Here is a 23,725-nt window from a genome sequence, read left to right on the forward strand (position 1 = left end):
GCCGTCTGTCGCCGGCATCGAGCGTCCGGGGCTGGATCATCGCACCCCGCCGATCATGCGCCGCAACACGTCATCCCTACGGTAGAAGTGATGCCAGAGAGCGGCCGCGACATGAATCAGGACGATGACGAGGAGCGCCCAACTCAGCAGGCTGTGGATCGGAGCGACGCGGAAGGTCACATACATCGCGACCGTCCCCGTGATCGGCAGGGCGATCAGAAGGCCATAGAGCGTCCAATGCGCTGCGACCGATCCCCACCGCACCAGCGGCGAGCCATCATCGTGAGAAGTCGGACGACCGAAGACAAGTCGTAGGGTGAGTTGTCCCAGCGCGAGCGCCAGGATGAGCCAGCCGCTCCACGCATGGACCTCGTGGAGGAAGAGATCGAACGGCTCCGGCTCAGCGGCTGGATGGGCCAGATGGGTGCGCCGGATCGCCCAGGAGGTCGGCACCTGGATCAGGCAAAGCAGGAGGATAGTCCAGTGCATGGCGCGCTGGTGGACGCTGTATCCGGCGCGAAACCGGGCATGCTGCCGTGCTGCGTCCGGTAGCCATCTCAAGGCTCGACCTCGATCATGTCGCCAGCCTGGGCCGCATAGTCGAGTGCGTAGGCCAACTCGCCGGGTGTCTCGGCGTGAATGTTGAGAAGCGGCTGTCCCCGGTCGATCTCATCTCCAAGCCGGACCTCCATGTGGATGCCGGCGGCCTTGGCATCCGGCGCGCCGGCGAGCTTGGCGAGCCTGGCTAGCTTGCGGTTGTTGACATGAACGACGCGCCCGGCACGGGAAGCGACAAGAGGATGGATGTGGGGGGCGCGCGGCGGCGCGCGCAGCCCGCCCTGTGCCTCGCAGATCGCCTCGAACTTCTTCCAGGCGCGACCGTCGGCCAGCGTGCTCAAGGCGAGCGCCACACCCTCTCCCTTGCCGGCCTTGCCGCCGATCTCCAGCGCGGCGCCGGCCAGCATAGCGGCACGGCGGCGCAGATCGTCCGGAGCGTCTGGTGCATCCTGCAGCACCCCAAGCACGTCGAACGCTTCGAGCGCCGGACCGATGCCGCGGCCCACCGGCTGCGAGCCATCCGTCTGGAGGCAGGTTGCAGCGAGGTCGAAGCGGGATGCCACCGCTGTCATTCGGGCCGCGAGGTGGTGGGCGGTATCCTCGCCTCGGACTTTTGCCGTGGGTCCGACCGGAATATCGATGACGACGTGTGTGGAGCCGGCGGAGATCTTCTTTGAGAGCACCGAAGCGATGAGTTGGCCTTCGGTATCGACATCAAGCTCGCGCTCCACGCGAACGAAGATGTCGTCGGCCGGACTGAGGTGAACGGCGCCACCCCAGGCGATGCAGCCGCCTTCGGCCTCGACCACACGCCGCAGCGTGGCAAGATCGAGATCGACCGGGGCCAACGTCTCCATCGTATCGGCGGTGCCGGCCGGCGAGGTGATGGCGCGCGACGACGTCTTGGGCATGAGCAGGCCGTTTGCCGCGACGATCGCCACGACGATCGGCGTGGTGCGATTGCCCGGCAGGCCGCCCACGCAGTGCTTGTCGACGACGACCGGGGCGCCCCATTGCATCCTGTCGCCGACCGCGATCATGGCGCCGGTCAGATCGGCGGTCTCGTTCTCGTCGAGAGGCAGTGCCGCGCTCGCCGTCAGGAAGGCGGCGAGATGCACGTCGGTGTAGCGGCCAGCCACGACGTCGCCGACGATCGCCGAAAACGCGTGGGCATCGAGGCGATGGCCGTAGATGCGCCGCCGCACGCTGGCAAGCGATTCCAGCGCCGGCGGATGGGTGACGCGGAGGGACTCGCCTTCCGCAACGCCGAGCAGATTCCAGGCAGTTTCGGACAGGCCGACCTCGTCGTGACCGAGCAAGGCGTCGCCATCGACCTGATACAGCGTCGCCTGGACCTGTCCCGTTCCGCTGCTGACGAGAACCTGGGCGCGCGCGGACAAGCCCTCGGCGCGGCAGACGTGACAGTCCGTGCGCATGACGACCACCGGCTGGTGCTGGGTGTGCAGCAAGAGGCGTCGAGCGCGCAGCGTCGGTTGTTCGGGACCGGGAAGGGAAAGGAGTGCGGTCACAGGTCGAACACCTGTTGCTGGCGCGGCACGGTGGCGTTCCAGCCCAGCTCGCGGTCGATGCGGACGCGCAGGGCCTCGGCGGCTTCATCCTCGCCATGGACGATGAAGACGCGGGAAGGCGCATGCTGGAAACCGGAGAGCCAGCGCATCAGCTCGTTACCATCCGCATGGGCAGACAGCATGGATAGGTCGTCGACCTCGGCGCGCACGGGCACCCATTGACCATGAATCTTGATTTCCCGCGCGCCCTGGACCATGGCGCGGCCGCGCGTTCCCGCCGCCTGATAGCCGGAGAAGAGGATGGTGTGCTTCGGATCGGACGCGAAGGATTTGAGGTGATGGAGGACGCGGCCGCCCGTCGCCATGCCGCTGGCGGAAATCACGACCTTGGGCCACGCGCTCGCGGTTATGGCCTTCGAGCCTTCGACGTCGCGGGTGTAGGTCGCGATCTTGCAGATCGCGGCGCATTCGTCGTGGCTGAGGCGATGATCGTCGCTGTGAGCATGCAGGAGGTCGGTGGCGTCGATAGCCATGGGGCTGTCGAGATAGACGGGGATATTCGACAGCCGCCCGGCCGATTTCAGCTTCCAGAGGTGATAAAGGAGCGACTGCGCGCGGCCGACTGCGAAAGCCGGGATGACGACGGTGCCACCGCGCTTGACGGTGCGCTCGACGACTTCTCCCAGAACCTCGGTCGTGTCGGCCGGAGCGTGGATGCGGTTGCCGTAGGTGGACTCGATGACGATCGCATCGGCTTGCGGAATCGGCTTCGGATCGGGAAGCATCGGGTCGTCGTAGCGCCCGAGGTCTCCCGAAAACGCAATGCGGCGGCCGCTCCATTCGATCTCGGCGCTGGCCGCGCCGAGGATGTGGCCTGCGTGGCGGAACGTCAGGGTCGCGCCGCCGGGAAGTTGAACGGGATTGTCGAACGGCACGATCGAGAAGAACTCCATCGCGCGCTCGGCGTCACGGACGCCGTAAAGCGGCAGGGCTGGCTTGTGCTTCGAAAAGCCCTTGCGATTGGCGTAGTCGGCGTCCTTCTCGTTGAGGAAGCCGCTGTCTTTCAGGATCAGCTCGGCCACGTCGCGGGTCGCGGCCGTGGCATAGATGCGGCCTCGGAAGCCGTCGCGGACCAGCTTCGGCAAGTAGCCGGAATGGTCGAGGTGAGCGTGGGTGAGAACCACGGCGTCGATGCTCGACGGAGCGATCGGCAATGGCTCCCAGTTCAGCTCGCGCAGGTTCTTAAGGCCCTGAAACAGGCCGCAATCGATCAGGATGCGGCTGTCGCCGTTGGTCAGGAGGTGTTTAGAGCCGGTGACGGTGCCGGCACCGCCGAGAGAGGTGAGCGTCAGCATGAGGGCCTTCAGAGTGTGAATGCGGCGATGTCGCCTGGATGGCCTCTGCCGTCCACGGCATCTCGCTCGGCCGGTGCGAGAAGATCGTCCCGGCTCCAGCCGGTGAGTGGGACAGCGGCGTCGATAAGATGCGCCCAGGAGCAGCGGTTGGCGAACAGCATGCCGGCCACGTCGAGCGTGCCGCCACGGCTGACATACCCGCGTGCGACCGTTGCATCCGGCCCCGAATCCAGCCGCCGCAACAGGCCGAGGATGGGTTCGGGTCGGGTGTGCGAGACTATCACGCGCGGTATCGCTTTTGGGAACAGCGCGCCCAGCTCGCAGTCGCTCGCCGTGAAGGCGGCTTCGATCGGATCGCGGGGAATGCGGAAGCGGCCCGGTTCGGAGACAGCCGTGACCAGAACGTTGCGGCCATGTGTCTTGAGACGATGAGCGGCCTTCAGCGCTTCCTCAAGTTGATAGGCGCCGATGGCAACGATCTGAAGCTCGGCATTTGCCGCCTCCCCCTCGACATGCGCCGCGCCTTCGGTGACGAACCGGACCGCCGCCTCCGCGTCGAAACGGTGCGGCATGTCGCGCTTGGAGACGATCAGGCATGCGACCTGGCCTCGGCCGTCGTAGACGGAGCGCAGCGTGGCCATCGCGCTGTTGGCGTCGACCGGGAAGAGCACGCGCGCGGTGTCGGACATTTCGCCCAGCAACGCCTCGCCGATCGTGGGGTCCTGATGCGACTGCTCGTTCTTGGAGTTCTCCCAGGTATGCGACGTGACGACGAGGGGCACCGAGATCCAGCGCGGTTCCTGGCCGGTCTCGCGCTGGCGGCGGGAAAAGACGATCTCCTGCCGCAGGCCGCCGAGCATCTTCATGGCGAACGCTTCGTAGCTGACGATCAGGTTGATGCCGCCCTTGTTGGCGAGTGCTGCGGCCGCGACGGCCTCCTCGTTGAGCGCGGTGATGACCGCGCCGTCGATCGCGTCGGAAACGCCCGGCTCTGAGCTGTTGACGCGATGGCGCAGCCTGTCGAGCGTCGCTCCCATATGGTTGGAGCGCAGTTCGTCGGGGTTGCCGACGCGGGGACGCAGGCCGGGGTTCGCGTCCACGACGCGGACGAACCAGCGGTCGAGTGCGTGCATGGCGCAATCGGGCGGATCGCCGGCGGCGGTCCAATCCGGTTCCGGCAATTCCGGAGCCGGCGGGTCTCTGAGGACGAGCGGATGCCGGCTTTCGGGTTCGCGCTTCTGCCGGTCATGGGCGGCGATCTCGGCGACTGCGCGTTCAATCTCGTCGACGGGAACGAACAGCGCCTTGGCCGCATCGTTGAACGCGGTTCGGGCTTGCTCGTCGCGCGCGGGATTGCCGCCGAGCGGAAGATTGTGCGCGGCGTTGGTGCCGGCGCCGGGGAAGCCGAAACCCTTGACCGTCTCGGCGATGACATAGGGGATCGGCGCAGGATAGGTCCGGCCGGGATCGGCCGCGAAGCGCCCGAGGCGGGTTTCGGCCTCTATGATCGCGCAGGCGACGGCGGCGGGATCGCGGCCATCGACGATGAAGGGATCGAAGCCGTTGAGCCTCAGATGATCGGCGAGCCACTCGGCGCCGCCCTGCTGCGCGATCTGGACGCGCTCCTCGATGCGCCGACCGTTGAGGATCATCACGGGAACCGCGAGGCCGGAATCCTCCGCCCGCCACCAGCGCGGCGTCCAGTCCGATCCGCGCTGCTCCTCGAAAGCGCCGTCGCTTAGGAAGGCGACGAGGCTTTCCCCCGGCAGAGGTGCATGGACATACTGCACCTCGGCGAAGCCGAGATAGCCGCCTTCGGAGATCGCGCCCGCCGTGTTCGGTCCGGCGTGGCTGCCCAGCGGCACAGCGGCGCGCCCCTCTGCGTCGATCGCATAGGAATAGAAGTCGGCCGCGAGCTGCGAGAGACCCTTCTCGCTGCGGTCGTAGCGGCCTCGCTGGGCATCCGACACATCGCCGGTGAGCGCATTGACAGCCTCGATCGCGGCCACGCAATGGCCTTGACCCATCATCCAGGCCCGCGTCTTCGCGGTGATCGCGTTCGCCGCGAGATAGCCGACGAAAGCGGGCACCATGTTGAGCGAGCCGCCGGTGTGGCCTTCGGGCGTCGTCTTGAACGCCTCGACCGGCAGCGGCGCGCCGGAGAGATCGACGCGGCGCGCATAGGTCATGTGAACGACGGTCCACATGGCAGCGGATGTCAGGCGGTCGGCGGCCGCGAGGATGCGGTAGAGGTCATAGGGGGCGATGGCCCCGGAGGAAGCAAGGGCAGCGACGCGCTCGCGCGTTTCGTTGCTGTGCTCGATGGGGCCGTAACCCTCTCGCCATGTCTCGAATGCTTCCGTAGCCGTATCGCTCATACCGTCGCCGTTCTCATTCGCTTGATCTGGTCTTCTCGTTGTCAGCTCACGCCGCCTGTCCAGGGCGGAGGGTCGCTGGCGGGAAAGGAGTCGAAGCCCGCCTGCTCCACCTCGTCGAGCGGCTCCGGCGGGCGGCGATGCCGCACGAGGTCGCCGCCGCTGATGTCTGCGGAGACCATTGCCTCCGCGATCGTGAAGGCGAGCCCGACTGCATTGCTCTCGTGAGGCACGGAGTCAGCCGAAACGACGCGATCACAAAGGGACGCGAGGCGCTGGAAGGAATCGTCCGCGAATAGGCCATGCACCACGGCAACCACCGGCCGAGTGAACCCCTGGAGCGGGAGCTGCCGGGCCGCCTCGATCAATGTGTGACCCGAAGCGGCAATGTCGTCGGCGAGCACCGGCGTTCGGCCGCGCCACTCGGACAGGTCCGGCAGGGCGATATCGACATTGCGGTCGCCGTGTCGGATCTTGCGCAGGACCGCGTGCGGCGCGCCAATGCGCTCCGCGATGGCCGAGACCCACTGCTCACTCTCCTCGTCCGGGCCGACCATCAAGGGTTGTTCGACCTCTGCCGCGATCCAATCCGCAAGCAACGGAGCAGCATGCAGCGTATCGGTCGGGATCGTGTAGAGCGCCGTCAGCGCCGGATAGCGATGGAGATGCGGATCGACCGTCACCAGCCGGTCGAAGCTGGACGACACGAGGCGCGCAAAGCTCTTTGAGGTTACCGCCTCGCCCGGCTGAAAGCGGCGGTCCTGCCGCATGTAGGAGAGATACGGCGCGACCAGATTGACCTCCCGCGCGCCGAGATCGCGTGCGGCATCGGCGACAAAGATCAGACGCAGGAAGCCATCGTCGGGTCGGGCCAACGTGCAGACGAGGTCGACCGTCTTGTCTTTCACGTCCGAAAGGATGCGCGCATAGGTCTCGCCGTCCGGAAAGCGTCTTGATTCCAGCGCGCCGAGTTCCCATCCGCCGGCATCGGCGAGGCGGCGCGCGAACCCCTCGTTTCCGGGCAATGGCAGGATCAGCCTGCCTCCCTTTTCCGTTTCGTCTGCCATCGTCAGCCGCGCCGCCTGTAGTTGCGCAGGAACTGGGCGTTGATCGCGACGATCACGGTGCTGGCCGACATGAAGACGGCGGCCACGGCCGGCGTCATCATGAAGCCGGTGCCGAAGGTGATGCCTGCGGCCATCGGAATGGCGACGGCGTTGTAGCCGGTGGCCCAGATCAGGTTCTGCACCATCTTGCGGTAGGTGGCGCGCGAGAGGCCGAGGATCGCGGCCACGTCGCGCGGATCGCTGCGGACAAGCACCACATCGGCCGATTCCACGGCGACGTCGGTGCCTGCGCCGATGGCGATCCCGAGATCGGCCACGACCAGCGCGGGTGCGTCGTTCACTCCGTCGCCGACCATGGCGACGGAGAGCCCGCGCGCTTGCAGTTCCTCGATCTTCTGCGACTTCTGATCGGGCAGCACCTCGGCGAAATACTCGGTGATGCCGAGATCCTCCGACACCGCCTTGGCGACGCCCTCGGCGTCGCCGGTGAGCATGACGGAGTTGATGCCGAGCGACCTGAGTTCGGCGATAGCTTCCCTCGATTCCGGGCGAACGATGTCGGCGAGCGCGAACAGCGCGCGCGGCGCGCCCTCGCGGACAAGCACAACCACCGTCTTGCCCTGTCCCTCCAGCCGCTTGAGGCTGTCGTGGGCGATGGAGTTGCCCTGCCGTGCAAGGTGGCCGGGGCTGACGATGCGCACGTCCTGGCCGTCGACCTTGGCGACGATGCCTTCGCCGGTGATGTTGCTGACCTCGCTCGCTTTGGGAACGGTCAGATCGCGGCCCTTCGCCTCGGCCACGATGCCGTGGGCGATGGGGTGTTCGGACTGGCTCTCGGCCGCTGCCGCATAGGCCAATTCCTCGTTCTCATTGCCATCGCCGAGCAACACGATGTCGCTGACGCCGAAGCGGCCTTCGGTCAGCGTGCCGGTCTTGTCGAAGACGGCGGCGTTGAGATTGCGGGCGCGCTCGAAGGCGGCGCGGTCGCGGATCAGGAGGCCATTGCTGGCCGAGAGCGAGGTGCTGACCGCGACCACGAGCGGCACCGCGAGCCCGAGCGCGTGCGGACAGGCGACCACCATCACCGTCACCATGCGTTCCATCGCGAACGCGACGGGCGCACCCAACACCAGCCACCAGACAAACAGCGTTCCGAAGCCGACTGTAAGGGCGATGTAGGTCAGCCACGAGGCGGCGCGGTTGGCGAGGTCCTGGGTGCGGGAGCGGGTGGCCTGTGCCTTCTTCACGAGGTCGATGACCTGCGCCAGATAGGTGGCGTCGCCGGTGGCGGTCACCTCGATGGTCACGGCATTGGCCCCGTTGATCGCGCCGCCGATGGCGGTCGCGCCGACGCCCTTGGTGACGGGGCGGGACTCTCCGGTCAGCATCGCCTCGTTGAAGCCGGATGAGCCTTCGACGATCTCGCCGTCGACCGGCACCTTGGCGCCGGGCCGCACCAGCACGCGATCACCCGGCTGAAGCGCCGAAATCGCAACCTCATGCGTCGTTCCGTCTGCATCGATTTTCGTCGCGCTGTCGGGCAAGAGCCTCACCAGCTCCTCCAGCGCGCGCGACGCGCCCATGACCGACCGCATCTCGACCCAGTGGCCGAGCAGCATGATGGCGATCAGCGTCACCAGCTCCCAGTAAAACTCCTCGCCGGGAAAGCCGAAGGTGACGGCGGCCGAGAAGAAGTAGGCAGCCGAGATCGCCAGCGCGATGAGCGTCATCATGCCGGGCTGACCCTTGCGCAGCTCCGAGGTGAAGCCGGTCAGGAATGGCCAGCCGCCATAGATGTAAGCGGCGGTCGAGAGCAGGAAGAGGACGTAGCGGTCGCCGGGAAATGAGAGGGCCTCAGCGATGCCGAACCAGTGCTGGATCATCGGCGACAGCAGCAGAACCGGCGGCGTCAGGATCATCGTGACCCAGAAGCGGCGCCGGAAGTCGGCGACCATCGCCGCATGGTCGTGCCCGCCGTGACCGGCGTGCTCGGAATGGCTGGAGCCGGCCGCGGCTACTATCTTCGGGGTGCCGTAGTAGTCGTCGTCGCCGCCGCGATGTCCGGTTGCATGAGTCTGGTGGTTCTGATGGCCGTGGTGGGAATGGGGTGAACTCATCAGGACCTTCCTTGATCTGGCCGCGGCAATGGTGCGAATGCAAATGGCGTGTTGTTCCAGTCAGGAACCTCGCCTCATCCCGGCATCGAATCTTTGATCGAGGTTAAAGTCTCCGGCAGCGAGTTTATTGGCGAGTGGCACCCGTCGCCCGGCTGCCAAATGGCAAGACGCAGATGGTTGAACGACTGCTATCTCACGACGAGCACGGGAATTGGTGACTGGCTCACCACCTCGCTCGTCTGGCTACCCAGCAACAGCCGGCCGAGCCCACGGCGGCCGTGCGACGCCATGACGATCAGCGAGCAGCCTTGCTCCGAGGCAATTTCGAGGATGGCTTCTGCCGGGCGTCGACCGGGAACGTGGCGAATCTCACAGGCAACGCCGAGCTTTTCGGCGTCGGCCCTGATGGGCTCGAGAAGCTCCTTGGCGAATTTGACCTGATCCGCGTCGTAGCGTTCGAACTCCTGGGGTCCAAGAGCCCAGCCTTCGCCAGCATAGATCGGGAACGGCTCGGTCACCGTGACGACTGTGACCTTCGCATCAAGGCTCCTGGCCAGCGACAGTCCATGATCGACGCCCTTGCGGGCAAGTTCCGAGCCGTCCGTGGTGATGAGGATGTGCTTATACATGGTCATGATGTCCGTTCGTTTTCATTGAAGCGAGATTGTCGTGCCTGAGCGCCGTTCGAGGATCGCGCGGGCGTCCTCCAGCCTGCCGATGCCGGCGATCCGCCCGTTCGCGGACGCGAAGGCGACCGCCGCCTCGACCTTGGGACCCATCGAACCGGGCGGGAAGTCTGTGGCGTCGATCTCGTCTGGGTGGACCCGCTCGATACGACGCTGGCGGTCGGTGCCCCACCCCTCGTAAACGCCGTCCACGTCGGTGAGCATGAGGAAGGCGTCGGCGGACAGCTCTTCAGCCAGAAGACCGGCGGCGCGGTCCTTGTCGATCACGGCCTCGACCCCGACGAGGTCGCCTTCGTCGTTGCGGATCACGGGGATGCCGCCGCCGCCGGCGCAAATTGCGGTGACGCCGTTTTCCACCAGCAGGCGGATGGTTTCGATCTGGGTGATGCGTCCGGGCAATGGAGAGGCGACAACGCGCCGCCATTTGCCAGGGCTCTCCTCGACGAGCGGCCAGCCTTCGCGCTCCCCGACCTCTTTCGCTTCCGCCGGTCCGTAGATCGGGCCGATCGGCTTTTCCGGGCGCTGGAAGGCGGGGTCGTTGCGGTCAACCTCAATCTGGGTGAGCAGGGTCGCAATGCGCGTTCCGGCGGGCAACGCATTGGCCAGCTCCTGCTCGACGACATAGCCGATCATGCCGATGCTCTCGGCGCTGATGATGTCGAGCGGGAAAGGCGGAACGTCCTTGTAGGCCGCGGCCTGGAGCGCGAGCAGGCCCACTTGCGGCCCGCTACCGTGGGCGACGACGATCTCGTGATCTCGCGCGAGAACGGCAAGCGCGCGTGCGGCCGTGCGAGCGTTGGCGCGCTGCACTTCCGCCGTCATCGGCTCGCCGCGCTTGAGGAGCGCGTTTCCGCCTAGCGCCACGACGACCCGCATGTATCGCTCCCATCCCTGAAACCATGCCGCCGCGCACCGCACCTGGCGCGAAAGGCGGACCGGACTCGATTGGTCTTCCCACCTTGGGGACCGCCCGGAACTGCATGTTGCTGGACTGAAAGTGTCGATCGCAGCGAGTGCGTATTCTTTAATCCAGATCAAGTCTTGGCACGACGACGGCCGCTAGTTTCTGGAATGGCGTGCTTCTCGCTGAACATTCTGGAGAAGGCGCGCGAAAAAGGAGATGTCGCGATGCAACTCTTTGGACGAATAGCTCTGGTCGCTGGGCTAGCCATCCTCCCGATCGGCGTGTTGGCACAAACCGATCCGCATCACCCGGATGGGAATGGTGAGCATGCCGAGCCCGCTCCCGTTCAGCCATCCATGCCCATGATGCAGATGATGGAAGGCATGATGGCGGAGCGCATGGCGACGATGCCAGAAGCTTCGCGAGCCTATATGGGCGCTATGATGGGCATGCACGCGCCCATGATGGAGGCGATGCAGGAAGAGAACGCCGACGTCGCGTTCGTCAAGGGCATGATCGCGCATCACCAGGCCGCGATCGACATGGCCCGCGCGGCGCTCGAGTTCGGTGAGGACGAGCAAAGCCGCCAATGGGCGCAGGAGATCATCGACGCCCAGCAGGCCGAGATCGACGCAATGCGAGCGTGGCTGTCTGATCGCGGCGAATAGGCTGCCGATCCGGAGGATAGCGAGATGGTCAAGTGCAAACCGTCAACGGTGAGGGGATTGTTCACCGGGCGAACCCTGTCCGCAACCCTCGGCGCGCTTCTCGTGTCGGCAGGCTTGGCTTTGGCCGACGACGGCTACCAATCGGCCGATGGGATTTCGGTCTATCTTGGCATCATGCCGGCTTCGGTCGTTCGCGGCCATCCCTCCGATCATGAGGAAGGCGCGATGCACGGCGGAGCGCCGACTGGGCGGCACCCGCAGCACATCGTGGTCGCCGTCTTCGACAGTCAGACGAGCGACCGGATCGAAAACGCCGAGATCGTGGCGACGGTCTCCTCGCTCGGCCATGTCAGCCATGAGCGGATCGATCTCGAACCGATGGCGATCGCTGGCACGATCACGTATGGCGGCTTCGCGAACTTTCCCGGCCGCAGCCGCTATGAGATCGAACTGTCGATTTCGATCCCGGACCGCGACCGGCCGACCCACCTCACATTCTCCAGCGATCATCAGTAGTCACGTCGATTGCACGGGCAGCGGCCGCGCAACGCAGCGCAGAAGGCCAGAGGTCGCGCAGAGCAAGACCCCGAAAGGGCACTTGGTTATACCGCGCTCGCTCGGTCCTCGGCTTCGGAACCGAAGTTGCGAAGGCGTGCTTCTTCGGCGCCAATGTAATCGCGCCTGAGCGGAACACTCGTCTGCCGCTTCGCAATCTGCATCTGGAAAACCATCATGCCCTGATGGCGAAACGCCATTTCGGAAACCGCAAGGTAGAACTCCCAGAGGCGCGCGAAGCGCTCGTCGTAGAGGTCAACCGCCTCATCGCGCCGCGCAAGGAACCGCTCCCGCCAGTGGCGGAGCGTTTCGGCGTAGTGAAGTCGCAGGATCTCGATGTCCGTGACCACAAGCCCGGAGCTTTCCACGGCCGGAAGGACTTCCGAAAGCGACGGGATATATCCGCCCGGAAAGATGTATTTTGCAATCCACGGATTGGTGAAGCCCGGCCGGTCGCACCGTCCGATCGAATGCAGCAAGAGGACGCCGTCGTCCGTGAGCAGATCATGGCACTTGCGAAAGAACTCTCTGAAGTGGTTCACGCCGACGTGCTCGAACATGCCGACCGACACGATACGATCGAACCTGCCCTCGATCTCGCGGTAGTCGCATAGCTGGAAGTTCACCCGGTCGCCGTGGGGCGCTGCCGAAGCTCGCTGGCGGGCGTATCCATGCTGCTCTTCTGACAGGGTAATGCCGGTCACCTCGGCGCCATAGGTCTCGGCCAGGAAGAGCGCTAGTCCTCCCCAACCGCAGCCGATGTCGAGAACCGACGCGCCAGGTTCCACGAGAAGCTTTGCGGCGATATGCCGTTTCTTGGCCATTTGCGCCTCGTCCAGCGTGAGGTGCGGGTCCTCGAAATAGGCGCAGCTATATTGCCGGTCGCGGTCGAGAAACAGATCGTAGAGGCGCCCGTCGAGGTCGTAGTGGTGCGCGACATTCCGCCTGGACCGCTTTCGCAGATTGTGTTGATGGATGCGACGCAACGCGAGCCGGGTTCCCGATAGCAGTCGTGAGGTGAACCGGCGTTGGAGGGCGTCGCCCTGTGACAGGAGTAGGTCCAGAAGATCGGCGATGCTTCCGTTCTCGATCGAGAGCTGGCCATCGGCGTAAGCTTCGCCGAGCCGGAGTTCGGGGTCCGCAAGCACACGCCGCTGCGCGGCCTTGCAGGCAAAGCGGGCCGTAACGGGCGGACCGCTGCCGTCCCCGAAAACCTTCGTGTTGCCTCGGGCTGTTGTGAGTTGGAGCGAGCCAGTCTTGATCAGACGATCCAGCGCTCCGAACAGAATTGCGTCCACGTGCAGATACCGCGCTTTGGAAGAAACTTCACTTCAAGGCGACAATGGCGCGAGGTCGAATATTCAGACTTTAAAGTGGATCAATGAGTTGAGCGCGTTGATCGTCTGGTGTCGGATGAACGGCTCCGTGGTCGCCGCTCCGGCCGCCCGTTCTATGGATGCGCTTGATGTCAAGCCGGTCTGGCGATCAGGCGGGGGAAGTATCCCGGCACGTCTCGCATGTAGCGCGCATATGCTTCCCCGTGCTCATCAAGCACTTCCTGCTCCTCGCGGCGGGCAAGCCGCGAATACATGATGACGAGGATCGGGAACATCACGGCGGTCAGCAGGGTCGGCCACTGGAGCAGGAAGCCGAACATGACGAGGACGAAGCCCACATATTGGGGATGACGCACCCATGCGTAGACGCCGGTGGTGGCGAGGACGCCTTTCTTCTGAGCGTCGTAGAGGACCTTCCACCCGGACGCGATAAGCATGAACCCGCCACCGATGAAGACGAAGCTGAGAAGATGAAACGGTCCGAAATGCGGGTTCAGCCGCCAGCCAAGCAGCGTCTCCAGAAGATGGCCGGCATCGTGGGATAGCCAGTCGATCTGGGGATAGCGCGTCTGTAGCCAGCCCGAGAGGAGATAGATCGTCAACGGAAACCCATACATCTCGGTGAACAATGCGACGATGAAGGCGCTGTAGGCGCCAAAGGAGCGCCAGTCCCGTGTTGTCGACGGCTTGAAGAAGCTGAACGCGAAGAAGATGAACACGGCCGAGTTGAGGAACACCAGCGACCAGAGGCCGTAAGCTTGAACGTCTTCGTGCATGTCTTCCTGCTTCCCTGGATGCTTAATGTTGGTGGGGAGGATTGTCAGAACGCCTCGAAGACGAGCTTCCACCGTGGTCGTGGCCACCGTGGCTACGGTGCATGAAAATGTGGAGCAGCGGACAGGCCAGGATGATTAGCCATGGCAGCCACCCGAGTAGGTGTGCTCGATGCTCAGCGATCAGGTAGAAGGCGCCGATGGCGAGGAAGCCCCACAGCGCTATGGTTGCAGCGGAGGGCCCCCGAGGAGGATGATCGTCGTTGCCAGGCTGTCTCGCATTAGGTGCCATATCCGTTGTCGACCTTTCTGGACGGAGCAGATCCGTCTGGACGTAGGCGACGCAACGACGCGATAGAGCCAAGATCGATCGCGCCCGCGTCGGTTGTGGGTCGTTCAACATTGGTCGCGCGAGAAGGCAAGAACCTTGATCTCTGTTATAGTTTTGTCTGGGTGGGGCTCGAAGTTGAATCTCTTGTGGGCAAGGCAGGCTCGGACCGCCTCGCTCGTCGCGGTTGCTTCTCGGATGGCCAATGCGCGTCGGCAGTCGCGCGGACTGGACGCCGATGGCGACAGAACTTAACCCAGATCAATCTTTGGCGACGGTCCACTGGCTAGGATTTGGTACGTGAGAGTTCGTGACAGAGAGCCGTTCTTCCCGTCTCGAATTACCTGGCCGATGATTTCGATGGTCGCTTTGCTGAAGTTTGCGGTTGAAGGAAGAGCGTTTGCACCGGACCGAGGAACGAGCGACCAAGGTATCGATTGAAACGCAAGCCAACGGCACATCCGAGCCGCATGCCTTGACTGCGGAAGCAACTCTTAGGTCATTGAAGAGCACGCAGCAGGGCCTCACATCCACCGAAGTTGCTCAGCGGCTGCAGAAGAATGGCCGCAATGAGCTTCCGCCGCCACCTCGCCGCCATCCGGCGACGCGCTTCTTATCCCAGTTCCACAATGCACTGATTTATTTCCTGCTCGCTGCCTCGATGGCTGCCTGGGCACTTGGGCACGTGATCGATGCGGCAGTGATCGTGACTGTCGTTCTCGTCAACGCCGTGGTCGGCTTTGTGCAGGAGGGAAAGGCCGAGCAAGCTCTCGACGCCATCAGGGATATGATCGCGCCACGAGCGGCGGTCTTGCGCGATGGACGCCGCGCATCGGTAGCTGCGGCCGATCTCGTGCCTGGTGACATCGTGCTCCTTGAAAGCGGCGATCAGGTTCCTGCCGATCTGCGTCTCATTCGAACGCGCGCGCTTCTTGTCGACGAGGCGATCTTGACCGGCGAATCCGTCGCGGCCCAAAAGCGGGACGAGCCGGTCGAGGTGGACGCCCAACTCGGCGACCGCACCTCGATGGCCTACTCGGGGACCATGGTGGCGGCGGGTCAGGCGACAGGCGTGGTCGTCGCGACGGGGCTGCATACAGAGATCGGCCGCATCAGTCGGCTCATCGGAGAAGTCGAGGCTCTGACAACGCCGCTGTTGCGGCAGATCAACCAGTTCGGTCGCCGCTTCACCGTCGTGGCGATCGTCACTGCCGCCGCCCTCTACGCCTTCGCAGTTCTTGTGCGGGCTTACGCATGGGACGAGGCGCTGCTTGTGGTGGTCGCGCTTGCCGTTGGCGTTGTGCCGGAAGGGCTTCCCGCCGTGATCACCATCACGCTCGCTATCGGCGTCCAGCGCATGGCCATGCGCAAGGCTATCATCCGCCGATTGCCCGCCGTAGAGACGCTCGGATCGACCTCCGTGATCTGCTCCGACAAAACCGGAACGCTCACCCGGAACGAGATGACCGTGCGGCGCATCGTTACCGGCGATCACGAATTGATGGTTGACGGGGTCGGATACGAGCCGGTCGGCGCGATTCTGCTGAACGGGGAAAAGCAGGCCGAGGCCCCTGCCGCCGCTCGGGATCTGATGCGCTGCGGACTATTGTGCAACGATGCCACGCTCGCGCAAAGGGATGGTGGTTGGCAGGCCGAGGGCGATCCTATGGAAGGCGCTCTGGTATCGCTGGCGATCAAGGCAAGTCTCGACCCGGAGCACTACCGGGGGAGTTGGAAGCGCGTTGACGAGATTCCGTTCGACGCTCAGCACCGCTTCATGGCATCGCTGCACAACCGCCCAGGCACGGAGAACAGCCTTATTTTCGTCAAGGGCGCCCCGGAACGCATCCTGTCCATGTGCGACCGTCAGGCGCGGCAGGAGGACGACGCCCCCGTTGACGAAGCCTACTGGAGCGACCGCATCGCCGAGACCGCATCGCATGGCGAGCGCGTGTTGGGTTTTGCGTGCAAGGAGGTTGCAAACGGCACGCCACTCAGCTTTGAGGAAGTCGAGAGCGGCATGCTGTTTCTCGGCATCGCCGGCTTCATCGATCCGCCTCGCGAGGAGGCCCTCACTGCGGTCGCTGAATGCCGGTCCGCCGGCATCGGCGTTAAGATGATCACCGGCGACCATGCCATAACGGCCGTCGCCATCGCGCAACAACTGGGCCTCGCAGAAACTCCGCAGGTTGTCACAGGTGTGGAGTTGGAGGGCATCTCCGAGCCCGACCTTTTGGAATTAGCCCGGCGCACGACGGTCTTCGCTCGCACCAATCCTGAGCACAAGCTGAGGATCGTTCGTGCGCTTCAGTCGGACGGCGCCATCGTCGCCATGACTGGCGATGGTGTTAACGACGCGCCGGCGCTCAAGCAGGCCGATGTCGGCATCTCGATGGGTCGGAAAGGAACCGAAGCAGCCAAGCAGGCGTCGGAGATGGTCTTGGTGGACGACAATTTCGCCACCATCGTTGCGGCCGTGCACGAGGGACGCACGGTTTTCGACAACATCCGCAAGGTGATCGCCTGGACGATCCCCACGAACGGCGGCGAGGTCATTACCATCATCGTGGCGTTGCTCGCAGGTCTCACGATCCCGATGACGCCAGCCCAAATTCTCTGGATCAACATGGTCCTGACCGTGACGCTCGGGCTGGTGCTCGCGTTTGAACCGGCCGAACCCGATGTGATGCGGCGCCCGCCACGTCCGACTGGTGCAGCGCTGCTTTCGCCCTTCCTCGTGTGGCGCATCGCCTTCGTGTCGCTGCTGTTCGTGCTGGGTTCCTTTGGCATCTTCGCCTGGGCGCTCTGGCGCGGCTTCGACGTGGACACCGCTCGCACCATGGTCGTCAATACGCTGGTGGTGATGGAGATTTTCTACCTCTTCAACGTCCGCTACATGCATATGCGCTCGATAAGCTGGCGTGGCGCGCTCGGGACGCCGATCGTGCTTGCGGCGATCGTAGCGGTAGTCGTTGCCCAACTTGCCTTCACCTACGCGCCGTTCATGCACGCGCTGTTCGCCTCTCGGCCAGTGCCTCTCCTTGATGGGCTGCTGATCGTCGCCATCGGCGTCGCCGTCATGCTGATCCTGGAGGTGGAGAAGACGATCATGCGTCGAACTGGGGCAATGCGGAGATTCGACGTGTAGTGGGAGCGCAATGACGGCAGCATTCGGACGCCTGGACAGAGTGACAGCAAGATGAACAACAAGACACAGTTCAATATCTGGTATTGGTTTGCGGCATTCGCCGGTCTGATGCTCTTTCAATACCTGTTCACGATCGCAAGCCAGGTCGCCGAGATTCCCTACAGCGAGTTCGAAAGCCATCTTCAGGCCGGTCGTATCGCGGAAGTGCAGGTTTCGAATCGCTACGTACAGGGGAGCTTCCGGCAGGCACTCGAAGGTGGACAGACACGTTTCATCACCACTCGCGTCGAACCCGACTTCGCCGAGCAACTGCGCCGAAACGACGTCGTCGTCACCGGGCAGATCGAAAGCACGTTTCTCCGCGATCTCCTGTCATGGATCGTGCCGATGGCGCTGTTCATCGGCGTCTGGGTCTTCCTCATGCGGCGGATGGGAGGTGGAGCCGGTGGCGGCCTGATGCAGATCGGCAAGAGCAAGGCGAAGGTCTATGTCGAGACCGACATCAAGGTGACGTTCGAGGATGTGGCCGGCGTCGACGAGGCCAAGGAAGAATTGCAGGAGATCGTCGATTTCCTGAAGAACCCCGACGAATATGGGCGTTTGGGTGGCCGTATGCCCAAGGGCGTGCTCCTGGTCGGTCCGCCCGGCACGGGCAAGACGCTGATCGCAAGGGCCGTCGCCGGCGAGGCACAGGTGCCCTTCTTCTCCATCTCGGGTTCGGAGTTTGTGGAGATGTTCGTCGGCGTCGGCGCGGCGCGCGTGCGCGACCTCTTCGAACAGGCCCGTGCCAAGGCCCCGGCCATCATCTTCATTGACGAGTTGGATGCACTCGGACGCGCACGCGGCGCCGGTCCGATGATGGGCGGCCATGACGAGAAGGAACAGACGCTGAACCAGCTTCTGGTCGAGTTGGACGGCTTCGACCCGACCATCGGCGTCGTGCTGCTCGCGGCCACGAACCGGCCGGAAATCCTCGACCCGGCGCTTTTGCGCGCCGGCCGCTTTGACCGGCAGGTGCTGGTTGACCGGCCCGATAAGCAGGGCCGTATCCAGATTTTGCGGGTCCACATGAAGAAGGCGAAGCTCGACGTGGACGTCGACGCGGAGAAAGTGGCGGCGTTGACTCCCGGCTTCACGGGGGCGGATCTTGCCAACCTCGTCAACGAGGCGACGCTTCTGGCCACACGCCGCAAGGCCGATGCGGTCACGATGGACGACTTTAACAATGCCGTCGAACGTATCGTGGCGGGGCTCGAAAAGCGCAACCGGCTTCTGAACCCAAGAGAGCGCGAGATCGTTGCCTATCACGAGATGGGCCACGCGCTCGTCGGCATGGCGCTGCCGGGCTCGGATGCCGTCCACAAGGTCTCGATCATCCCGCGCGGCGTCGGTGCGCTGGGCTACACCATCCAGCGGCCGACCGAAGACCGCTTCCTGATGACGCGCGAGGAATTGGAGAACAAGATGGCGGTTCTGCTCGGCGGTCGGGCGGCCGAGAAGATCGTCTTCGGGCACCTCTCGACGGGAGCGGCCGACGACCTCGCCAAGGTGACCGACATCGCTCGTGCCATGGTCATGCGCTATGGCATGTCGGAGAAGCTTGGCCATGTGGCACTCGAAAAGGATCAACGCTCCTTCCTGACGCCGAACCAGATGGCCGCCTATCCACAGCCACGCGACTACGGCGAGGCGACGGCCGACGCGATCGATGGGGAGGTGCGCACGATCGTCGATCAAGCGTTCGATCGAACGATCCACTTGCTCGAGGCGCGCCGAGATCTTCTTGAGCGCATGGCGGCCAAGCTGCTGGAGAAAGAGACACTCGACGAAATGGAGCTTGCCCAATTGAGTGAGATGGACAACGGAGTCGAAGACCCGCTTGTCGCCGGCCGATCGCCTGACTGACGTTGGCAAATGCGACCGCTCAACGGGTGCGCCTCACTCCGGTTCGGTGCTTAATCTGGATTAAAGATCGCGGTTCTGACGGTCCCTTATGCTGTGCTCCTGCAACCGCCTGAAAGGGTGGCAGGCACGGGGAACGGCACCGAGGGAGAAGGAGAACTCGCGATGACGCAATCCGAAGTCGTGCTGTGCGCCGCCGTGCGGACGCCGATCGGAACATACAACGGCGCGCTGAAGGACATGCCGGCCCCTGGCCTCGGCGCCGTCGCGATCAAGGAGAGCCTTTCGCGGGCGGGAGTCGATCCCGGCGCGATAGAGACAGTTGTGCTCGGACAAGTCGTTCAGGCGGGGGCAAAAATGAACCCGGCGCGACAGGCTGGCGTAGCGGCGGGGCTTCCCGACGCGGTGCCGGCGATGACGGTCAACCGGGTGTGCGGCTCTGGCGCGCAGGCGATCGCATCGGCGGCACAGGAAGTTATGCTGGGCGCAGCCCAGGCCGCGGTCGCCGGCGGCATGGAGAACATGGATCAGTCGCCGTATTTGATGCCGAACGGACGCTGGGGCTATCGTATGGGTGACGGCCAGCTCCACGACTCCATGCTGCGGGACGGGCTCAACGATGCATTCTGCGACCGCCATTCCGGTTGGGTCACGGAGGACCTCGTCACAAGGTTTCAGGTCACGCGTGAAGACCAGGATCGATGGGCGCTGAGAAGCCAGCAGCGCTTCGGCGACGCGCAGGTTGCCGGCAAGTTCGACTCCGAGATCGCGCCGGTCGAAGTCCCCGGCAGCAAGGGTCCGGCGGTCTTCGGCAAGGACGAGCACAATCGGCCTGACGCCACCATCGAGACACTGGCGAAACTGCGGCCGGCGTTTCGCAAGGACGGGACGATCACGGCCGGAAATGCTCCCGGCCTCAACAGCGGCGCGGCGGCGATGATCGTGGCGCGGGCGGAATGGGCCGACCGGAATGGCGTGGAGCCCATGGCTCGGCTTGCCGGCTTTGGTGTCGGTGCGGTCGACCCCGGCATGTTTGGGCTCGGCCCCGTGCCGGCTGTGCATCGGGCCCTCGAACGAGCGGGATGGGCGATCGCCGATCTTGAGCGTGTCGAGATCAACGAGGCGTTCGCCGCCATCGCTCTGGTTCTGACGCGCGAACTCGGATTGCCCGAGGACATCGTCAATGTCGAGGGCGGCGCCATCGCGCACGGGCATCCGATCGGGGCGACCGGCGCCGTGCTGACGACGAGGCTGCTGCATGCAATGCGGCGGGACGACATCAGACGGGGCCTTGTGACGCTTTGCATCGGCGGTGGACAGGGCATTGCGCTCGCACTTGAGGCGACGCGTTGACGACGCATCACGATCGCGTCCGGCCGAATTCGCCTCGCGGACAATCGGGAAACAGGAGAACTACCATGGAGACGAAGGACGCCATGATAAAGGGATCGGAAGGTCTGAACGCGATTTTCGCTTGGTGGGGCACGCCCTCGGCGACGCACCCCGACGCGATCTGCGCCTCGATGGCGCGGGAGACGGCAGACGATTTCCGCAAGCAGCTTTCCGAGGCCGAACAGCCGGCGGACAAATCAGGAAAGCGCCCGACCAGCTCGGCTTGACGACGATTGCGAGGCCGTAGCGCTCCCCCTCAACCGACCCGCCTCGACCGGATCGGTGAAGCGCCGAGGAGTTTATCAGATCGCAGCGACGTTCTTGATCTCGGTTAAAGAGTCCACCGGATCGACGTGGAGACTGATCCCGCAGACTGTGCCGACACTCCGGCGCGAGACCTGTCGGGAAAAAACCACACTGAAAGGAACGTCCCATGAAAATGCAGAAACTTCTGATTACGTCGGTCGTGGCGGCTGGTCTCGGCTTTGCGGCCTCGGTTCCGGCATGGTCGCAGGCCGACCACAGCACGATGCACGGTGGTCCGGCCGCGGGCGAGACCTCCGTGTCGCCCGATGATGATCCGGCGGTTCGCGGCTACGTCGATGCGATGGAAACGATGCACGCCGCGATGTCGACGATGGACTATAGCGGCAATCCGGACGCGGATTTCGCCCGCGGCATGATCCCGCACCATCAGGCCGCCATCGACATGGCGCGCGTCGTCCTTGAGCACGGTTCCGATCCGGAGATCCGTGCGCTTGCGGAAGATGTGATCTCAGCCCAGGAAGCCGAGATCGCGCAGTTGGAAGAATGGCTTCGCGCGAACGCGCCCCAGTAGGCGTTACCGCAGAGAGAATGGGAGGCGCTGCACGGCGCCTCCTTCGTTTTTGGTAGCCAGCGGCCTCACGCGTCCGGCAGGGTCTCGAACGAGGTGACGAGGTCGTTGACCGTGCGCGCGCAGGAGCCGAGGCGGACATCGATGCCAGCGGCCCGGAGCCTGTCACGGTCTGGAACAGCCACGTAGCCGCAGATGAGACGAGTGGCTCCACTGGCAAGGATCAGGTCGCAAGCGGACTCGCTCGTTCGGGCAGCATTGGCGCGATAGCGTCGACGCCGCTCCACGGGATCGACCACGAGCAGCCCATCGCTCTTGGCGAAAAACGGGCTTAGAGCATACCTACGTTGGTCGCGGGCCACGAGCAGGGCCACGCTATGCTTTCGATCAGACGTGGGTGAGGCTATCGATGCCATTCCTGGGCCGTGAAAGAGCCAGTCGGAGTAGTCATTGAACTGTCACTATCATCGCCCCGGTCGCGCCGCACTTTAATCTCGATCAAGTGAGGTCACAAAGGCACGTCGGTTGACCTCGTGATCTCCCGGCAGGCCATGCGAGCGGGGCTGGCGAGGGTTTCGTGGCGCTGACCGTCGTTGGCAACAACGGTTGATCTCGATCAAGGCGCCGCGAGTGGCATTGTCGTGTAGTGCAGCGGCGTGGTCTTGCGCGCGGAGTGCGATGGGGTAGACTCTCCGTCGGATGAAGCGTGAAGGAGCGCAGGGTCGCCAACGGAGCGGATTGGGCAGATGCTCAGGTTTCTGGCATTGCTGGTCGTCTGCACGGTTTCCTTTCTCATGCAAGGGGAACCGGCGTCCGCGCACGAAGCCAAGTTCGTTCCGCTTCAAGCCATAACCCAGCCCGACGCTGTGGCAGATGTCGTCCTGACGGCATCGACTTCCGCTAATGACTGCTCGGGCCGACTGTCGTGCTGCACCATGACGTGCGCACCCTGCAAGCTACCGCTGCCGGGGCATCGCGGCGAGTTTCTCTGGAGGCCGGTCGAAGCGTCAGCCGTGCCTGGCCTCCGCGATGACTGCCTCCGCACGATCATCCTCAGCAGAGACCCTCCGGTCCCGCGACCCAGCTTCGTCTAGGTCGTTTCCTCGCCTGCACTGACCATGCCGATATGCTCGCGTGCCCGCTCCCTCTGAGGGAGTGGCAAGCGGCCACGGACGTGTCGGAGGCGCCGCTGCGGCGCGGCGAGGTTCTTCTTCAGGACAACTTGCTGGCTGCGATCGCAGTCGCTGCAACGGGCCATGCGCCCGGAGGTGTAATATGAGCTGGGATCGAGCGTCCTTATCGACAGAGGTAGCCCGGTCGCTCTTCCGCGACGAATGGGACGATTTTGAACGCGGACGGAGCAGACCATTTTTTCGAGGATCGGTGACACGGGAAGCGGAACGCCCTCCGGGCCTTCCGCTCGATGAGTTGAGCAGGCGCTCAAAGCGCGGGGGCCACGGAAACGACGGCCAGAGCTGGGCTCCGGCTACGGGTCTGCCGCCGTCCACAGATGCGTATCGCCTGCTTCCGCGATACCGCAAGGGTGATCGCAAGATCGCGGCCGGCCGAGATTTGTTCAGCATCGGCGAGACGAACACCGCAATCTTCAACCTGCTGTCAGGATGGGTCGCGATCTACACGCTGTTGGAGGACGGCCGGCGTCAGATCGTCCATTTCGCACTGCCTGGGGCGGTGATGGGGATGCCGACCTCCAAGGGTGCCCAGGTCAGCTACAGCGCGCAGGCATTGACCGAGGTGGTTGTCTCCGTCATTCCGAGCACCGAGCTGTCAGCGGCCTCGCGGGACGATCCGGAGATGAGCATGCGGCTGGCGAGCGCGTTGGCGCGCGACACATCAATGGCCTACGACCATATGACCAGCATCGGACGCCGGACGGCCCGAGAGCGCGTGGCGCATCTGCTGCTGGAGTTGTTTACGCGGTATCGCGCTCAATGGCCGGGCGACCGCATTGAGGAGATGGCGATCCCTCTCACCCAGGAGCAGATCGGGGACGCGACGGGCCTGACCTTCGTTCATGTGAACCGCGTGCTCGCTACGCTGCGCAAGGAGAAGATCGTGCATTTCCACTATCGGAGGCTTCGGATACTGGACCCGGATCGGCTTATCGAGGTCGCCGGCGTCGATCCGCAGACTGCCATGTCGTGGTTTCAGCGACGATCGGTCTGAATGGCGGCA

Annotated in this window: 20 protein-coding genes; 8 read left to right on the forward strand and 12 right to left on the reverse strand. The window is 64.3% G+C overall.

Translation table 11 applies throughout. The annotated features are described in order from the left end of the window. Positions 1-36: 36 nt before the first annotated feature. The 8 genes from GRZ55_RS03585 to arcC all read right to left on the reverse strand — a co-directional run bounded on the left by GRZ55_RS03585 (position 37) and on the right by arcC (position 10,563). Entirely contained in the window at positions 37-561 is a 525-nt protein-coding gene (locus GRZ55_RS03585) for a cytochrome b (protein ID WP_256379783.1), read from the reverse strand. Beyond that, positions 558-2,087: a thymidine phosphorylase family protein gene (locus tag GRZ55_RS03590; RefSeq protein ID WP_169285481.1), complete on the reverse strand. Its 1,530-nt coding sequence runs from the start codon at positions 2,085-2,087 to the stop codon at positions 558-560. Before GRZ55_RS03590 ends, GRZ55_RS03585 begins: the two co-directional genes overlap by 4 nt. Then, entirely contained in the window at positions 2,084-3,442 is a 1,359-nt protein-coding gene (locus GRZ55_RS03595; RefSeq protein ID WP_169285482.1) for an MBL fold metallo-hydrolase RNA specificity domain-containing protein, read from the reverse strand. Before GRZ55_RS03595 ends, GRZ55_RS03590 begins: the two co-directional genes overlap by 4 nt. Before the next feature lie 8 nt (positions 3,443-3,450). Continuing rightward, positions 3,451-5,820 carry a xylulose 5-phosphate 3-epimerase gene (locus GRZ55_RS03600; protein WP_169285483.1) on the reverse strand — a complete coding sequence of 790 codons (2,370 nt, stop codon included), beginning with the start codon at positions 5,818-5,820 and terminating at the stop codon, positions 3,451-3,453. A gap of 41 nt (positions 5,821-5,861) precedes the next feature. After that, on the reverse strand, positions 5,862-6,884 hold the full coding sequence (locus GRZ55_RS03605; RefSeq protein ID WP_169285484.1) for a ribose-phosphate pyrophosphokinase: 1,023 nt from the start codon (positions 6,882-6,884) through the stop codon (positions 5,862-5,864). Between the two features lie 2 nt (positions 6,885-6,886). Further along, a complete protein-coding gene (locus GRZ55_RS03610) occupies positions 6,887-9,001 on the reverse strand; it encodes a heavy metal translocating P-type ATPase (RefSeq protein ID WP_246734466.1) in 2,115 nt (704 codons plus the stop codon). Between the two features lie 188 nt (positions 9,002-9,189). Beyond that, entirely contained in the window at positions 9,190-9,630 is a 441-nt protein-coding gene (locus tag GRZ55_RS03615; RefSeq protein ID WP_169285485.1) for a universal stress protein, read from the reverse strand. 21 nt (positions 9,631-9,651) lie between these two features. Beyond that, positions 9,652-10,563, reverse strand: a complete 912-nt coding sequence (arcC, locus tag GRZ55_RS03620) for a carbamate kinase (RefSeq protein WP_169285486.1) — start codon at positions 10,561-10,563, stop codon at positions 9,652-9,654. A 69-nt stretch (positions 10,564-10,632) separates the two neighbouring features. On the opposite strand from arcC, the gene GRZ55_RS03625 reads away from it, so the two are divergent. Both GRZ55_RS03625 and GRZ55_RS03630 read left to right on the forward strand, forming a co-directional pair. Next, the gene (locus GRZ55_RS03625) at positions 10,633-11,259 is read left to right on the forward strand and encodes a DUF305 domain-containing protein (protein ID WP_246734467.1); all 627 of its coding nucleotides are present in this window, start codon (positions 10,633-10,635) and stop codon (positions 11,257-11,259) included. A 24-nt stretch (positions 11,260-11,283) separates the two neighbouring features. After that, positions 11,284-11,775: a hypothetical protein gene (locus GRZ55_RS03630; RefSeq protein WP_169285487.1), complete on the forward strand. Its 492-nt coding sequence runs from the start codon at positions 11,284-11,286 to the stop codon at positions 11,773-11,775. 86 nt (positions 11,776-11,861) lie between these two features. Here the strand turns inward: GRZ55_RS03630 and GRZ55_RS03635 are convergent, their stop codons facing one another. The 3 genes from GRZ55_RS03635 to GRZ55_RS03645 form a co-directional block, all read right to left on the reverse strand. Further along, positions 11,862-13,112, reverse strand: a complete 1,251-nt coding sequence (locus GRZ55_RS03635; protein WP_169285488.1) for a cyclopropane-fatty-acyl-phospholipid synthase family protein — start codon at positions 13,110-13,112, stop codon at positions 11,862-11,864. Positions 13,113-13,282: 170 nt separating this feature from the next. Next, positions 13,283-13,927 carry an isoprenylcysteine carboxylmethyltransferase family protein gene (locus GRZ55_RS03640; protein ID WP_169285489.1) on the reverse strand — a complete coding sequence of 215 codons (645 nt, stop codon included), beginning with the start codon at positions 13,925-13,927 and terminating at the stop codon, positions 13,283-13,285. Between the two features lie 22 nt (positions 13,928-13,949). After that, positions 13,950-14,216 (reverse strand): DUF2933 domain-containing protein, encoded by a 267-nt coding sequence (locus GRZ55_RS03645; RefSeq protein ID WP_169285490.1) that lies wholly within the window; start codon positions 14,214-14,216, stop codon positions 13,950-13,952. A gap of 511 nt (positions 14,217-14,727) precedes the next feature. Between GRZ55_RS03645 and GRZ55_RS03650 the strand changes: the two genes are divergently transcribed. The 5 genes from GRZ55_RS03650 (at position 14,728) to GRZ55_RS03670 (ending at position 21,532) form a co-directional block, all read left to right on the forward strand. Then, the gene (locus tag GRZ55_RS03650) at positions 14,728-17,400 is read left to right on the forward strand and encodes a cation-transporting P-type ATPase (protein ID WP_210257217.1); all 2,673 of its coding nucleotides are present in this window, start codon (positions 14,728-14,730) and stop codon (positions 17,398-17,400) included. 51 nt (positions 17,401-17,451) lie between these two features. After that, a complete protein-coding gene (gene ftsH / locus GRZ55_RS03655) occupies positions 17,452-19,305 on the forward strand; it encodes an ATP-dependent zinc metalloprotease FtsH (RefSeq protein ID WP_169285491.1) in 1,854 nt (617 codons plus the stop codon). Between the two features lie 162 nt (positions 19,306-19,467). Then, positions 19,468-20,655, forward strand: a complete 1,188-nt coding sequence (locus tag GRZ55_RS03660; protein ID WP_169285492.1) for an acetyl-CoA C-acetyltransferase — start codon at positions 19,468-19,470, stop codon at positions 20,653-20,655. Positions 20,656-20,720: 65 nt separating this feature from the next. Then, positions 20,721-20,921: a hypothetical protein gene (locus GRZ55_RS03665; protein WP_169285493.1), complete on the forward strand. Its 201-nt coding sequence runs from the start codon at positions 20,721-20,723 to the stop codon at positions 20,919-20,921. 206 nt (positions 20,922-21,127) lie between these two features. Continuing rightward, positions 21,128-21,532, forward strand: coding sequence for a DUF305 domain-containing protein (locus tag GRZ55_RS03670; protein ID WP_169285494.1), 405 nt, complete (start codon positions 21,128-21,130; stop codon positions 21,530-21,532). A gap of 65 nt (positions 21,533-21,597) precedes the next feature. Here the strand turns inward: GRZ55_RS03670 and GRZ55_RS03675 are convergent, their stop codons facing one another. Then, on the reverse strand, positions 21,598-21,903 hold the full coding sequence (locus GRZ55_RS03675; RefSeq protein ID WP_169285495.1) for a hypothetical protein: 306 nt from the start codon (positions 21,901-21,903) through the stop codon (positions 21,598-21,600). Positions 21,904-22,912: 1,009 nt separating this feature from the next. Between GRZ55_RS03675 and GRZ55_RS03680 the strand changes: the two genes are divergently transcribed. Continuing rightward, the gene (locus GRZ55_RS03680; RefSeq protein ID WP_368856577.1) at positions 22,913-23,716 is read left to right on the forward strand and encodes a Crp/Fnr family transcriptional regulator; all 804 of its coding nucleotides are present in this window, start codon (positions 22,913-22,915) and stop codon (positions 23,714-23,716) included. The last annotated feature ends 9 nt before the right edge of the window (positions 23,717-23,725 follow it).

The organism is Chelativorans sp. ZYF759, from assembly GCF_012911015.1.
GTDB lineage: Bacteria > Pseudomonadota > Alphaproteobacteria > Rhizobiales > Rhizobiaceae > ZYF759.